This window comes from Nostoc mirabile CHAB5784 (assembly GCF_020829645.1).
GTDB lineage: Bacteria > Cyanobacteriota > Cyanobacteriia > Cyanobacteriales > Nostocaceae > Nostoc > Nostoc mirabile.
Genome location: NZ_JAIVFS010000145.1, coordinates 1 through 14,679 on the forward strand (window position 1 = coordinate 1; position 14,679 = coordinate 14,679).

Consider the following 14,679-nt stretch of genomic DNA (forward strand, 5'->3'; position numbering starts at 1 on the left):
TCGGTTAAGATCCCCCCGCCTACGGCGACCCCCTTAAAAAGGGGGTAAATAGGAGGAAAAGCCCCCCTTTTTTAAGGGGGGTTGGGGGGATCTCCGAGAGCCAAATATACTAACCGAACCGTATTGGGCGTAGCCCGCCGCAGGCATCGCTGCTGAGTCTATCGATTGGAAGATGAATTTATACTCAAAGTCTCAGTAATGTAAGGGGAGGGTACAAACAGGCTGACTTCGGGTATGCTGCGTGTACGCTCAAGACATCGCTACAAACTTCCTTTAGAAGACACCATCATGGAACGCATTGCGTATTTAGGACTAGGTATCATGGGCAGTGGTATGGCAACCAACTTGCTCAAAGCGGGCTACGATGTCACAGTTTGGAACCGTAACCCAGAATCCTGTAAACCTCTGATTGAACAAGGTGCAACACAAGCACAAACACCAGCACAAGCTGTGGAAAATGCTGAAGTGATTATCTACTCGTTGGCAGACGATCGCGCGGTTGAAGATGTTGTCTTTGGACAAGATGGTATTTTATCGAAAGTGCGATCGGGACAAATTGCGATCGATACGAGTACGGTTCATCCCGATACATCCCGCAAAGAAGCCGCAGCTTATGCCGAAAAGCATGTCGAATTTCTTGATGCTCCCGTTTTCGGCAGTAAAAACGAATCTACATCTGGAGGATTGTGGTTTGTCGTCGGCGGTAAGCGAGAGGTATTTGAGCGAGTCAAACCGATTTTGTCACCGTTAAGCGAAAGCATACATTACTTGGGCGACACTGGCAAAGGGGCTGCGATGAAACTCGTCGGTAACTCAGTCGTGGCAACCCAAATCGAAGCGTTAGGGGAAGCGATGGTTCTAGCGACTAAAGCCGGACTAAATCCGAAAGACGTTCTTGATGTATTGCACGTAGTAGATTTTCGCTCTCCGCTTTTTGATGGCGTAGGTAAGATGCTGGTGAATCGAGATTTTACGCCGAGTTTTGCCTTAAAACACATGCTTAAAGATGCTAATTTAATCGCTCGATTCGCCCAAGATTTGAATTCTCCAACGCCTGCTGCGGCAATGGTGCGAGAAACACTAAAGGTAGCAGTTAATCAAGGATGGGGGGAAGAAAATGCGTCGGCTTTGATCAAAGCTTTGGAGTTAGAAGGTGGAGTAACTGTTGAATCATAATTCCCAATGTCTTTTCGTTAAAAAACCTAATTTCTGAGTCAAAAACTTAATTTCTGAGAGTGAAATACCCAAATGAAAAAGCATTTAGGCAAATTAAGAAAATAATCTGCCTGAGGAGGATGTTTGAAAAGTCGTAAGTATACTAAAAACCCCTCTCCAAACCTCTCCCCGAAATGGAGAGAGGCTTTGAAACCCCCACATTCCCTCTCTTCGAGACGCTGCGCGAACGTAGGGAAGGGGGGCTAGGGGGTTAGGTTTCCGAGGCTTTGATGTTACCAAAAATACTTTTCAAACATTCTCTGAATGCTGATTAAACTTGCTTTATCCATTTTTGGGATAGAGTCTACTTTTTTCTCAAACTAAATAACTCGTATTTGGCACGATCGCAAAAAAGGCATACTCATACCAAGCAGTCCAAATGAAACTGCGAATCCATCGCTGGCGCTTTTCAAGACTCAATTCATATTCAAACGCGCCACGAGATACATCAATGGAAGATAGGTGAGAGTTACAACCACAGCCGTGTTGATAAGTAAAACCGTATTTAGAAGCAATGCTTTGCACCTTCATTTGAATCGCAAATACTTTACCTGCATGGAGTATTGCATCCCAAGCACGTTTGTGTTCGATATCGCGCTGATCAAATCTTAAGGCGCGTTCTTCAAAAACATGATCACGGTAAATTGGTGCTAAATGCACATGATAGAAGCTGGCAGGTAGTTCATAACCAAACTCATTGAATAAATCTATGCCAATGCGAGCCACTTTTACTTCATTAGCATACTTTGTCCCCTTTGACTCCACATCACGGAGAATTTCTGCAAAGTTTGGATAGCTGTGTTTGAGAAAGTCTTGCCCAAAAAACTCTAGAGTTTCCCATGCTAGTTGTGTAAATAGCTGGGAAAATGACGGTATCAAGTGAGCTAGTTGGGGGCGATCGCTAAACAAGTCAACATCACCATGCTCTAATTTATATAAGAACAACTGTGCCATCTCAACATAGCTTTGGGGATGGGAAAGTCCGACACTCGTGCTTCCTCTAGCAATGTCTTGCCATATAGAAGGTAGTTGAGAAAGGTGAACCGCATTTTCTCCAGCAATGACTGCAACAGGAGGACATTCGAGAAGTTGCATCGACAATCTCCTTTAAGACTTTAATGTGTAATTTACCTTAAGCGATGTCTAGCGACAAGCCGAAGAAGCGTCTACGCTAAGTCTATCTTTTGAACACAATTAAAAATGTTTGACAGACTGTCTTTTGACAAGATTGCAACTTTATTATCTGGAAAATACTTAGTGCCAATTTAAATACATTTTTAGTTAGATTCTCTCTATCTTTACGGTTAAATCTACCTAAATCACGTTCATCTAATAGTTCAAACAGTCTAGATTTTAAGCTCCAGCTATTTTCTTGTATAGTTTCTCACCTTTAACTATCTCTTCATAGTACTGCTCATAGGGGGTGAACCTGATAGATTCTTGCCTTCCTAAACCCAAAATACCAAAGGTGCAAAGGCTATTATAAAACAGTTCGTGTACCCGCTTTTGAAGTACCTGATTAAAATATATCAGGACGTTACGACAAAGGATAACATTAAACTCATTAAAAGAGCTATCAGTTGCTAAATTATGCTGGGCGAAAACAACATTTTCTCTTAAAGATGCTCGAAATATAGCGTTATCATAAGCTGCTGTATAATATTCTGAGAAAGACTTCTTGCCGCCTGCTTTCAGATAAAGTTGAGTATATTCCTGCATCAGTTTCAGGGAGAAAATCCCACTTTTAGCACTTTGTAATACCTTCTCATTAGTATCAGTAGCATATATGCGGCAACGGTGGTAAAGCCCTTCTTCTTGTAGTAAAATCGCCATTGAGTACACTTCTTCACCAGTGGAGCATCCAGCGTGCCAGATGCGAATAAACGGATAGGTTTGCAAGAAGGGGATAACTTGATTTCTGAAGGTGTGATAAAAGCTGGGGTCGCGAAACATTGATGTTACATTCACGGTCAGAGTAAGCAAAAATCGTTCCAAATAGGCACGGTTGTGGAGTAACCGTTCTTGCAATGCAGAAACATTTGCTAACCCCTCTAATTGCATGAATCCCTGAATGCGGCGCTTGAGTGAGGAAAGAGCATAATCGCGAAAGTCATAACCATAGTACTGATACACACCTTCTAAAAGCAGATGTATTTCTATATCCTCCAAGGTTGGCTTGGGCAAAGTCATAGTACGAATTAGCATATATGTTGAGCCAGTTATTTAAATGTGCTGGCAATACAACGAGTTAAGCTGCTTGGAGTTAGCAAAACGAATATTTCCCAAAACACCTGATGCAGAAAAAATTATTCACATTTTAGAGTGGTAGGATTTTTATAACCCAAGTGAATCTTACGCCGAAAATAGCTTGCTGGATCTATTAAATTTGATAACGGTGCTTCTTATAGGTTTTAGTTTAACCTAGCGGCTGTTATTCCTAAAACAGCGATCGCTATTATTGAAATCCCAGCTAGCCATCTAACCTGATAGCGCAGATTTTTAATCTCTTGGCTTAGATTTTCTCTCTGTGGTATGGGATATGGTTGAAGTTCTGCAACTTCAACAGCTACTTGTTGGGGTCTATTTTGGATACTTCCAAAAGTCACCTGTGTATGTAGCCAATTAGTAATCAGTTGAGGACAGTTTTTCTTAAACCAATTTAAAGCCAAAGTTCTAAAAACTGGTTTAGACATTCGCGCGATTAATTTCATCACCCTGTTTAGAGGTTTCAGGCGAAGCTTTTGGTTGATTAGATTGACTGAGCCAACATCATAGAGACAATCCAGAATTAGTTTCACAGTGGCTTCTTCACTGTTAATCAAGTTTTGCAGTAAAAGCAGAACATCGTGCATACGCTCTGCTTCAATAACTTTTTCTGCCAAGGTTTCTAGAGAACTTAATGAAGGACTTACGGTTGTATTTAGGGCGTTTCGTCTTACTATCGTCATATTAGTAACATAGCAGTCATAATAATGTAAGTACACCTGTCTACCGGGAGAAAGATTTTTTATCTAGAGAAAGAACCTAAAAGCCAAAATTTTTTCGTGAGACACATGATTATATAGTGTGTGTAAAAAGGCTATTTGTCTAGTTTCTATGAAACTTTTATCTATTTCTGAATAATCGAACTAGAACTACGAAGTAGAACCTGCTAGATTCAATGGGAGCATCCGTTTTAGAAAAAATATCTTCATCTTTTATTTAGATGTTAATACCTCAATTTGTGCAACAACCCGTTCTAATTCGTCAATGATTACAGTGGTTCCAGTCTTGCTGAAGGCATCCACAAGCGCCCGATAATACCAAAGAGTTCCTTCTTTACCTCCCTGAAAACGTTCCCAAAGTGATTCGCCCAAAACACGATAATCTTTGAGAATAGATTGGGCGTTGTAAAGTTTATCTGCTAATGACACGAGCAGTACTGATGGGGAAGCGGTAGGAATATGAGCAATATATGCCTCCTTGCGCTGTCGCCAAGGCGGTTTTGGAGTTGTATCAGCGTCAGTACAACCATCTACAATTGCTGTTACATTGTCACCAAAGCGACGGCGAATTTCTTCTCGTGTTGCAGCGCCACCTTGATCTTCGATCGCATCATGTAAGAGGGCTGCGATTGCTTCATCTTCATTTGCCCCATATTCTAAAGCAATACTGGCAACACCTAATAAATGGGCAACGTAGGGAACACCTGAACCTTTACGAACTTGCTTGGCGTGCAGTTGGGTGGCGTAGGTAAGAGCTGTGGTAAAGCGTTCTGAGAGCATTGTTTTGAAGGAATAAAACAGCTTGTAGTCAGATATTTCACTAATGTTAATGTCAATTTTATAACAAACCGCTCCAGACACAGAGAACGTAGAGCAGGAGACGGGTACAGAAGTAATTGAATCTCAGCCTAAAATTGAGATATCTATCAAGCTTGCTATGGCATCATCATGACCAGCGAAAAAATAACGGTGCAGTCTTTGTATACTGTCACTGATGAAGAATTAATGCTGATGAGTTCGCAAAACCCAGAACTGCGGTTTGAACGCAATGCTAATGGAATGTTAGAAACTATGCCCCCAACTGGTGGAATTTCTGGTAATCGAGAAATAAAAGCAGGAGCCTATTTATTGAATTGGGTAGAAAGTCAGGATTTAGGTGAAGTTTTTAGTTCAAGTACAGGTTTTAGATTAGCAAATACGGCAGTGCGTAGACGCGTAGCGGCTTGTCGTTAGACATCGCCTGATGCCGCTTTTGTAGCTAAAGGACGTTTGCCAGAAGGTTGGGATAAAGAAGAAGACAAATTTATTAATTTAGCACCCGACTTTGTAATTGAGATTCGTTCTAAAAACGATAGCTTGCCAAAACTAAAAGCCAAGATGGAAGAATATATTAGTAATGGTGTTCAATTAGGATGGTTAATTGATAGTAAAAATCAGTAAGCTTTAGTTTATCGCCGGGATGGTTCAATTACTCAATATCCAGCTACGGCAGTATTAAGCGGTGAAGATGTTGTGCCTAGTTTTACCTTGCCTTTAAGACAATTATTATAAAATTGACCATATTCTATATCAATTCGATATGAGGATGCGCCAACCAAAAAATTTGTTTAAGACTACGCTACAAGCTTTATCGTTAGAGGTTATTTGAAAAGATATCAAGTTGTATAAAGATCCCCCCTAACCCCCCTTTTTAAGGGGGGAACCGGAATCAAAGTCCCCCTTTTTAAGGGGGATTTAGGAGGATCTATAGGTCTTTGATACATCACAAACAACTTTTCAAACATCCTCTTAAGCATATTTTGATGCAGCATTCATTATAAAAAGTAGCATAACGATTAAATTCTCAAGATACCATCTTTCTTTTGAGCGATATTTGACGACAAGCGGCTCTACGTCTGCGCCTGAAAACTCCTGGATAGAAAAGCAAAAGTTTTTATTAGATAAAATTATGTAATTCTACTTGTAGATAGACAATATTTAAATGTATATTCCATCGCCAGATAGATAAAATTTTGATAAAAATTTACTTATATTAACTCAAGGATATGCTATTTATAGGAGTAAATTTAATAATGCCAGACAGTGCTGGATTAGGAGAGCAGGCGCTGAATAAAGCGGCAGAAATAGGATTATCTAGCCAATTAGATGAAGTAGAAAATTTAGATGTAGACATCAAAACAGACCCGTTGAAACTGGTTCAAGGGCAGGTGGATTCAGTCACGATTGAAGGTGAAGGTATGGTTATGCAGAAAGACCTCCGCATGGAGGAATTTGACATGCAAATGACTAATGTTGCCATTAATCCTCTGAGTGTAGCTTTCGGCAAAATTGAACTCACTAAACCTACAGAAGCTAATGCACAGGTTGTGTTAACTGAGACTGATATTAATCGTGCCTTCAACTCAGAATATGTGCGATCGCAACTGCAAAGTCAAAAAATCAATGTTAACGGCCAAGTGACGACTATTGAGCCTCAACATGTAGAATTTAGACTACCAGGTGATGGAAAAGTAGCACTAAATGCCACCATAAAAATAGTAGAAACAGGTGAAAATCAGCAAGTTGCTTTTTCCGCAGTCCCCAAGATCAGCGCCAATGGAAAAACTGTTACCTTGGAAAATGTTGAGTATGGCGAAAGTAAGGAAATATCGCCAGAGTTGACAAAAGCTTTGATAGATCAAACTAGCGAAATTCTGAATTTGAGTAACTTTGATTTAGAAGGAATGAGCTTGCAAGTTAACCAACTAAAAGTAGAAGTAGGCAAACTAACCCTACAAGCTGAAGCTTATGTTGAACAGATTCCTGCTGCTTAAAAATAAGACGCTAATAAATTTAGGATACTAATAATGGAAAGTACAGAAACAACGCAAACAAGTTCAACACCTTTTCCCAATATTCCACCAGTTATTGAAAGTAACGACAGTGAGTATCTTGATAGCGGCGTACCTAGTACAGTTGCGATCGCAGGACATCCCCTACATCCCCTGAGTGTAATCTTTCCCATCGCCTTTTTAGCCGCAGCCTTGGGAAGTGACATCGGCTACTGGTTAACTCATGATTTCTTTTGGGCTAGGGCTTCGCTATGGTTAATCGGACTTGGATTAGCTGGAGGCTTACTAGCTGCTGCGATCGGTCTGAGCGACTTTTTGAAAATTGAACGAGTTCGCAAGCGCACTGCCGGTTGGGTGCATTTAATACTTAACGTTTCTATCCTGGTTTTATCACTCGTCAACTTTCTCCTGCGTTTGGGCGACGCTGAGTCCCGAATAGTACCTTGGGGACTGTTAATCTCGCTCGTTGTTGGTACACTGACTAGCGCTTCCGGCTGGTTCGGTGCTGAACTTTCCTATCGCCATAAAATCGGTGTAGTGGGCGCTGGTAGCAGAAGATATCCATAACGAAGTAATTCGTAATTCGTAATTCGTAATTCGTAATTAACATTTAATATTACGAATTATTAAGAAATGACTATGGAGAGGCTAAAATTTTCGTTAGTCTTTAGTCTTAATAAAATGCTCCAACATCGTAACCAAACAATATTTATTATTCTTTCTCTGCTCATCGTTGTACCGATGGGCTTTTTGTTTAAGTACTACACTGGGCCTGCCCATCAGTGGTTTAATGACTACGGAGCAGCGATATTTTATGAAATATTTTGGTGTTTGTTCGCATTTTGGTTTTTCAGAAGTCGGGCGGCGATAATCCAAATTCCTATATGGGTTTTTGTCATTACCTGTATACTAGAATTCTTGCAACTTTGGCATCCGCCACTATTAGAGGAGATTCGCGCCACTTTGATAGGTAAGTTGTTACTTGGTACTACCTTTGTTTGGTGGGATTTTCCTCATTATGTATTGGGTTGTGTTTTAGGTTGGTTGTGGCTGCGACAATTACAGAAAATAGGTTATGCAAAAAAAAGTCAAGGTTAAACCTAATTCAAAACAGCAAAAAATTGAAGAACAACCTGATGGCAGTTTGACTGTGTATTTAAAATCGCCTCCAGTCGATGGTAAGGCTAATGAAGAATTAATTAAACTATTAGCAAAGAAATTTGATGTAGCCAAATCTGATATCAGAATTAAGTCAGGTTTGTCTTCTCGACAAAAGCTGATAGAAATTGATACAGATATCTAGTTGCTGCTTAGTAATACCTTATTGGAAGACTCTGCCTGCTGAATGTGAGGCGATGTCCCACCCAATACATCCCCTCCCAAAGTCAAAAAACCAGAGACACAAAAAAAGCAAAATCGACTTTTTATGCTTGTGTAATACTGATATACCTTGGTTGAGCTTTGACTCTTTCTATCCAAGCTTGGATAGCAGGAAATTGTGTTAAGTCGAACCCACCTTCATCAGCTACATGAGTGTAAGCGAACAAGGCGATATCAGCAATCGTGTAACGCTCTCCTACAAAAAAAGTGTGAGAAATTAAGTGTTTTTCCATCAAGCTAAGTGCTGCATAACCTGGCTCACGTTTTTGCTTTATAGCTTCATTATATTCTTCAGTTTTACCTAAAATAGAAATCCAAAATCTTGATGTAGCAATAAAAGGCTCATGGCTATACTGTTCAAAACATAACCATTGCAGCACTTGCGCTCGTAAAAAGCGGTCGTATGGTAAAAACTCTGTACCTTCACTCAGATATACCAATATGGCATTTGATTCTGTCAAGTATTTCCCTGGCTCGATTTCAATAATAGGGATCTTCCCGTTGGGATTTTTACTTAAAAATTCTGGTGTTCGAGTCTCGCCTTTCAAAATGTTAAGCTCTACCCTCTCAAAAGGCATACCTAGTTGTGTTAATAAAAGACGTATCTTATAACCATTACCAGAAGGTAAAAAATCGTACAAACGCAGTAGTTCCATGCTAAAATGCAGTTAAGAATATGTTGATAAGTAGAGGTTCAAAATACCATATCTTACCAAAATATTTTTCCAAAACCGGATGATTTTTTTGAAGATTTAGCTTAGAAGTACTAAAGAAAATTATCTGAAAAAATAAAAAACATTATTCATTTCTAGATTGAGATATTTAATTTAGTCAGTGGTCGAGAATAAAAGTATGTGTGGAAGATTTACTTTAAATCAGTCAGCAGAAGCTTTAGCTCAAGTTTTCCATGTCGAGCCAGTTCTGGATTTTGCAGCCGGATATAATATCGCACCGACGCAAATGGTGGCAACGGTGTTACAAAATCCCGAAAGCGAAAAGCGGGAATTTAAGCAATTGTATTGGGGATTAATTCCGTCATGGGCGAAAGATGCAGGAATGGGGGCAAAGCTGATTAACGCTAGGGCAGAAACTGTTGCCGAAAAACCCGCTTTTCGTTCAGCTTTTAAGCATCGACGCTGCTTAGTGCTAGCCGATGGCTTTTATGAGTGGCAACGGCAACAAGGCAAAAAGCAGCCATTTTATTTCCGCCTTCAAGATGGGCAACCCTTCGCCTTTGCAGGTTTGTGGGAGAAATGGCGATCGCCTGCTAACGAAGAAATAATCTCCTGTACAATTTTGACAACGGCAGCTAACGAATTACTCCAACCTATCCACGAGCGGATGCCAGTGATTCTAGAGCCAGAAGATTACGATTTATGGCTAGATTCCCAAATGCAAACGCCCCAAACCCTACAGCAGCTATTGCGTCCTTATCTGGCGCCAGCAATGACTGCGTATCCAGTTAGCACCTTAGTAAACAACTCTCGGCATAATAGTCCAGAGTGCATCATCCCACTCAGTGAGAAGAATGTCCCCACAAATCAGTTAAATTAGCTATTGAGTGGACTGGGGATTAGACGAAGAGGGAAGATTTCCAATCCCTAATACCCAGTCCCCAATCCCCAATCCCCAGAGACTACTATGCCAAGAACACAAAAGAACGATAATTTTGTTGACAAATCCTTTACAGTGATGGCGGATATCATCCTGAAGATCCTGCCAACCAACAAAAAAGCTAAAGAAGCGTTTGTTTATTATCGAGATGGCATGTCAGCCCAAGCAGAAGGGGAATATGCTGAAGCATTGGAATATTATGAAGAAGCTCTAACACTAGAGGAAGATACCAACGATCGCGGCTATATTCTTTACAATATGGGGCTAATCTATGCCAGCAACGGCGACCACAGCAAAGCTTTAGAACTGTATCACCAGGCAATTGAGTTAAACCCACGTATGCCCCAAGCCTTGAACAACATCGCCGTGATTTATCACTACCAAGGCGAAAAGGAGAAAGAAGCTGGAGATAACGAGGCTGGCGAAGCACTCTTTGACCAAGCAGCAGACTATTGGATTCGAGCTATTCGCATGGCTCCTAATAACTACATTGAAGCTCAAAACTGGCTGAAAACCACCGGGCGATCGCAAATTGACGTATTCTTTTAGTCATTAGTCATTAGTTCTACCCTTTGGGAAGCCGCCCTCTGGGCGTCTATGTCATTTGCTAAGGACTAATGACCAATGACAAATGACCAATGACAAATGATAATTTATGATTGACCAAGAACAAGTTCATAAAGTAGCTAATCTTGCTCGTTTAGAATTAACTCCCGAAGAAGAAGAACAATTCACTACTCAGTTAGGAAGTATTCTGGATTATATTCAACAGTTGGATGAACTTGATGTTAGTAATGTGCCCCCGACAACGCGGGCAATTGATGTCAGCAACATCACACGAGAGGATAAATTGCAACCCTATCCTGACCGAGAAAGCATCCTCAATAGTGCGCCTGAACAGGAAGGCGAATTTTTCAAAGTACCAAAAATCCTCAACGCTGAATAGTCAAAAGTGAGCTAGCGCGGTCTTGGGGGTTCCCCCCATGAGCGACTGGCGTTAGCGAGCTTGCGAGCGTCACCCCGAAGGGGTCAAAAGTCAAAAGTTTTAGATTTTTGACTGTTGACTAATAACTAAGGAGATAATTATGGGTTTGGGAATTCTTAAGGATGGTCGGTGGATATCTCAAAGGGATCAAGAAGACTCAGAAGGTAAATTTATCCGTCCATCAACTACTTTCCGCAACCACATTACAGCTGATGGTTCTAGTGGGTTGAAAGCTGAAGCGGGGCGCTATCATCTGTATATTTCTTGGGCTTGCCCTTGGGCGTGTCGCACCGCCATTATCCGCCAATTGAAAGGACTCCAAGATGTCATTGGGTTGTCAGTCGTTGCCGCAGAAATCGATCAAAATAGCTGGGAATTTGGCGATGAACCGGGGTGCATTCCCGATACAGTCAACGGGACTCAATATCTTTGGCAACTTTATCTAAAAGCTGACCCTAACTATAGCGGCCGGGTGACAGTTCCAGTTTTATGGGATATCCAAAAAGGGACAATTGTCAATAATGAATCCCGCGAAATCATCCGAATGTTTGATACAGAATTCAATGCTTTCGCCAAACAAAATATCAACTTTTATCCAGAACATTTACAAAAAGTAATTGACGAGACAATTGATACAATTTATCAACCAATAAATAACGGTGTCTACCGGGCGGGATTTGCTACCACTCAGTCGGCTTATGATGAAGCGGTAACGGAATTATTCACCGCTCTCGACTACTGGGAAAAAGTATTGGGAAATCAACGCTATCTTTGCGGAAATCAAATTACTGAGGCGGACTGGTGTATGTTCACTACTCTGTTTCGTTTCGATGTAGTTTATTATGTGCATTTCAAATGCAACTTACGCAGAATTGTAGATTATCCAAATCTGTGGAATTATCTCAAAGAACTTTACCAACTGCCGGGAGTCAAAGAGACTTGCAATCTTGACCACATCAAACGGCATTATTACAGAAGCCATCCCCAAGTTAACCCAACTCGCATCGTTCCAAAAGGCCCACTGATTGATTTTGATGCACCCCATAACCGGGATAAAATATTTGCTTGATTGTTTTGTTCGCTTGTTGCGTCATCGCTTTATGAGTATTACATGCAGCCCAGAACTTAGTGCGATTCATCTGGGGTAACAAATTTCAAAGCGTTAATTTTTGCAAAATCTACGTGTTCAAGTATAAATACTCAAAATTACATTAATTCGATAAAGTTTAGAGGATTTTTGAAAAGTCCTTTTGTCGAGCTTGAAAACAACTAGCAGTGCTGCGGGGTTCTTCTTTTAAAAGAAGTTACAAAATTTCGGTTAGAGCGCCCAACATTAGACGATGGTGAAAATCCCCAACCAGGCGGATATGACGCCGTAAAGGCAGCTAAAAGGGGGCCATTGAATAATTAACTTGTAGAGAAAGGTCTTCGTGAGTTTCTACGGTTATAACAGAAGGCGACATTAGGATACACTGGCTTTTGAATACACCGGAAGTTAGCAGCAACAAACAAAATCGCTGCTGGTGACTTCGTGCCTAGTATCCTATTGGCTTTGTGCTGTATGAAACTTACTCAAATCTACGGCGAGTCTCCCTCAAGAAGGTTTCTGAGCATCTAAAAAGACCCGACTGTTTTGAGGCTATAGCCTTAGAATATTTACAAGCTTTACTTACGAATTAGCTCTCTCTAGAGAAAGTAACGTTTTTGCTGTCTAAGCTGACATTCTACCTGTTTCTATTGGTATCTGTGTAGCTTAACAAATCAGCGAATTCATTAATATTAAGCCTGTTTTAGTATTTAGTTTCTTACCCTGACCTATTAGACTGCCTAGTGTGTTCATTTCACTTTGTTCAATAGCTTTTAGCCCTTATCGCTCCCATGCTGACCCATCACCGCAAGCCCGTGTGCTTATCACTTATTTCCACTGACCTACCAATCTGGTCTGTTGTGGAAACTGCCGCGACATTGTATCAAAAAGATACTGATAGATTCCATTTGCTGCTGACCGCACCGCCCCTAATTAGCTGTGAAGTTGAGAGTGTCGTAAGTCCAGAGGATACACTTCCCCAAAGTAAGAGCAAAGCTTACGCCCCTAACAGTCCCAGAATTTTGTGGCTGGAGATTTCTCCTTATCGGGTCATCATGACCATGCAAGGTAACGCTCAAGTCAGTTACCGTCACTTTTGGGAACGGGGCGTTTATGGCATTAGTCGCTATTGGTTGCCAACTGAGTCGTTGCAACCTAACAATCCTATTCGTTTACGAAATTTTACTAGTAGCCTAATTCTCAATGGACATCCCTTACCAGAGCATTTGCGCCTGGAATATGAATTGTGGGCAGAAAAAGTTCAATTAGGATGCTACATACTGAATTTGGAAATTAAACATTGATAGTTATGGGGAGTAGGGAGTAGGGAGTAGGGACTAGGGAAAAGTTTTACCAATACTCAATGCCCCATGCCCCATGCCCCATGCCCCATTCCAAATCTCTTTCAACCAAAATAACTGGGTTGGTTTCCAGGCTTCCATTTAATATTGCAACCAACACTCGGCTTTTGGTCGCTTGTAACGGGTTTATCCGCCAGCACTGCTTCAATGGCTGCGCGTAAATCTGCGCCTGTTACGGGTTTGCCATTACTGGGGCGGCTATCATCTAATTGTCCGCGATAAACAAGTTGCCGTTGGTCATCAAATACAAAAAAATCAGGTGTGCAAGCTGCTGTGTAAGCCTTCGCCGTTTCCTGACTCTCGTCGTAGCATAAGGTAAAATTAAACCCTTGTTCTGTTGCAAATGCTTGTAACGACTCTGGCGCATCATCTGGGTAATTTTTTGCATCGTTAGCACTGATGGCAACGATCGCTAAATCACTTGTAAAATAATCTTTTCCTAACTGCACTAATTCTTGTTGAACGTGCTTTACAAATGGGCAATGCCGACAAATAAACATTACCAACAGCGCTTTTTTATCTGCGAAAGTGGAAAGTGAAGTTGCCTTTCCAGATACTACTTCCGGTAGATGAAAATCTGGAGCTTTTGTGCCTAATGGCAACATAGTTGAAGCAGTTAAAGCCATAGTTCACCCAATATTTTTACGCTGATAGCGGCTTTTGCTATGAGTATATTTTTACTCTAGCACTAAGTTTTCCATAAATTAAGAGACGGTAAATTTACCGTCTCTTATATTTGTTGAGAGTTAAGTTATAGAAATTAGTTTTTATAGACTTGCCAAAACACCAACGATGCCGTGTCCTGTGAATACTTCTAACGCTATGAGAGAGACAAAACCAATCATTGCTAAACGACCGTTGAGCATTTCTGCATAGGGAGTGAAACCAGTGCGATCGCCTTGCTCATCTATATAAACCTTTGGCTCGATCGCAAAGTTGTTGAGTTTGCCTTGGTCGTCAATTATAGCAGTGTTTGTACGCATGGATTTTTCCCTGTCTTTTCTGTATGTAAATAACTGTAACAAAGTTATTAATTTTTGTAAAGCAAGCGCATTGATTTATTAAAATATTGGCTGCGTGTTAGGTAAGATTCCAAACTGGAGTTTAGACTAAGCTATACAAAATGACCCAGCAGGGCTGAGTTAATCAGAGACTTAGCAAAAGTATGAATAATCTAAGGTATTAAACAGCAACAGATGCTTCTTTACGTGGTGGAGTTACT

17 protein-coding genes and 1 pseudogene are annotated in these 14,679 nt (G+C 40.8%); 11 read left to right on the plus strand and 7 right to left on the minus strand.

The annotated features are described in order from the left end of the window. Window positions 1–234 precede the first annotated feature (234 nt). A complete protein-coding gene (locus LC653_RS40445; RefSeq protein WP_229500947.1) occupies window positions 235–1,176 on the plus strand; it encodes an NAD(P)-dependent oxidoreductase in 942 nt (313 codons plus the stop codon). A gap of 354 nt (window positions 1,177–1,530) precedes the next feature. Here LC653_RS40445 and LC653_RS40450 read toward each other — a convergent pair whose 3' ends face one another. From LC653_RS40450 to LC653_RS40465, 4 genes are all read right to left on the minus strand, one after another. Further along, the gene (locus LC653_RS40450; RefSeq protein ID WP_229500948.1) at window positions 1,531–2,310 is read right to left on the minus strand and encodes a hypothetical protein; all 780 of its coding nucleotides are present in this window, start codon (window positions 2,308–2,310) and stop codon (window positions 1,531–1,533) included. Between the two features lie 258 nt (window positions 2,311–2,568). Next, the gene (locus LC653_RS40455; RefSeq protein ID WP_229500958.1) at window positions 2,569–3,405 is read right to left on the minus strand and encodes a CheR family methyltransferase; all 837 of its coding nucleotides are present in this window, start codon (window positions 3,403–3,405) and stop codon (window positions 2,569–2,571) included. Window positions 3,406–3,626: 221 nt separating this feature from the next. Next, window positions 3,627–4,163 carry a hypothetical protein gene (locus tag LC653_RS40460; RefSeq protein ID WP_229500949.1) on the minus strand — a complete coding sequence of 179 codons (537 nt, stop codon included), beginning with the start codon at window positions 4,161–4,163 and terminating at the stop codon, window positions 3,627–3,629. A gap of 249 nt (window positions 4,164–4,412) precedes the next feature. Beyond that, entirely contained in the window at window positions 4,413–4,979 is a 567-nt protein-coding gene (locus LC653_RS40465) for an HD domain-containing protein (protein ID WP_229500959.1), read from the minus strand. A gap of 225 nt (window positions 4,980–5,204) precedes the next feature. Here LC653_RS40465 and LC653_RS40470 point away from each other — a divergent pair. The 5 genes and pseudogenes from LC653_RS40470 to LC653_RS40490 all read left to right on the plus strand — a co-directional run bounded on the left by LC653_RS40470 (window position 5,205) and on the right by LC653_RS40490 (window position 8,333). Then, a pseudogene (locus tag LC653_RS40470) lies at window positions 5,205–5,639 on the plus strand (Uma2 family endonuclease). Between the two features lie 632 nt (window positions 5,640–6,271). Continuing rightward, on the plus strand, window positions 6,272–7,012 hold the full coding sequence (locus LC653_RS40475; RefSeq protein ID WP_229500950.1) for an LmeA family phospholipid-binding protein: 741 nt from the start codon (window positions 6,272–6,274) through the stop codon (window positions 7,010–7,012). Window positions 7,013–7,045: 33 nt separating this feature from the next. Continuing rightward, a complete protein-coding gene (locus tag LC653_RS40480) occupies window positions 7,046–7,597 on the plus strand; it encodes a DUF2231 domain-containing protein (protein WP_229500951.1) in 552 nt (183 codons plus the stop codon). A 114-nt stretch (window positions 7,598–7,711) separates the two neighbouring features. Next, complete coding sequence (locus LC653_RS40485) at window positions 7,712–8,128, plus strand: ribosomal maturation YjgA family protein (protein WP_229500952.1); 417 nt, start codon at window positions 7,712–7,714, stop codon at window positions 8,126–8,128. Then, window positions 8,106–8,333, plus strand: coding sequence for a DUF167 domain-containing protein (locus LC653_RS40490; RefSeq protein WP_190895654.1), 228 nt, complete (start codon window positions 8,106–8,108; stop codon window positions 8,331–8,333). The genes LC653_RS40485 and LC653_RS40490 overlap by 23 nt, the downstream gene beginning before the upstream one ends. Window positions 8,334–8,454: 121 nt before the next feature. On the opposite strand, the gene LC653_RS40495 is transcribed toward LC653_RS40490, so the two are convergent. Beyond that, window positions 8,455–9,066: a glutathione S-transferase family protein gene (locus tag LC653_RS40495; RefSeq protein ID WP_229500953.1), complete on the minus strand. Its 612-nt coding sequence runs from the start codon at window positions 9,064–9,066 to the stop codon at window positions 8,455–8,457. Between the two features lie 196 nt (window positions 9,067–9,262). On the opposite strand from LC653_RS40495, the gene LC653_RS40500 reads away from it, so the two are divergent. From LC653_RS40500 to LC653_RS40520, 5 genes are all read left to right on the plus strand, one after another. Further along, window positions 9,263–9,964, plus strand: coding sequence for an SOS response-associated peptidase (locus LC653_RS40500; RefSeq protein ID WP_229500954.1), 702 nt, complete (start codon window positions 9,263–9,265; stop codon window positions 9,962–9,964). Window positions 9,965–10,051: 87 nt separating this feature from the next. Continuing rightward, a complete protein-coding gene (locus LC653_RS40505; protein WP_229500955.1) occupies window positions 10,052–10,573 on the plus strand; it encodes a photosystem I assembly protein Ycf3 in 522 nt (173 codons plus the stop codon). 106 nt (window positions 10,574–10,679) lie between these two features. Beyond that, window positions 10,680–10,970 (plus strand): Asp-tRNA(Asn)/Glu-tRNA(Gln) amidotransferase subunit GatC, encoded by a 291-nt coding sequence (gatC, locus tag LC653_RS40510; protein ID WP_109010682.1) that lies wholly within the window; start codon window positions 10,680–10,682, stop codon window positions 10,968–10,970. Between the two features lie 139 nt (window positions 10,971–11,109). After that, window positions 11,110–12,078: a glutathione S-transferase family protein gene (locus LC653_RS40515; RefSeq protein WP_229500956.1), complete on the plus strand. Its 969-nt coding sequence runs from the start codon at window positions 11,110–11,112 to the stop codon at window positions 12,076–12,078. 809 nt (window positions 12,079–12,887) lie between these two features. Further along, the gene (locus tag LC653_RS40520) at window positions 12,888–13,400 is read left to right on the plus strand and encodes a hypothetical protein (RefSeq protein WP_100898999.1); all 513 of its coding nucleotides are present in this window, start codon (window positions 12,888–12,890) and stop codon (window positions 13,398–13,400) included. Between the two features lie 101 nt (window positions 13,401–13,501). Here LC653_RS40520 and LC653_RS40525 read toward each other — a convergent pair whose 3' ends face one another. Next, window positions 13,502–14,083, minus strand: a complete 582-nt coding sequence (locus tag LC653_RS40525; RefSeq protein WP_229500957.1) for a thioredoxin family protein — start codon at window positions 14,081–14,083, stop codon at window positions 13,502–13,504. A 141-nt stretch (window positions 14,084–14,224) separates the two neighbouring features. Then, window positions 14,225–14,440, minus strand: coding sequence for a CAB/ELIP/HLIP family chlorophyll-binding protein (locus LC653_RS40530; RefSeq protein WP_099101899.1), 216 nt, complete (start codon window positions 14,438–14,440; stop codon window positions 14,225–14,227). Window positions 14,441–14,679 lie beyond the last annotated feature (239 nt).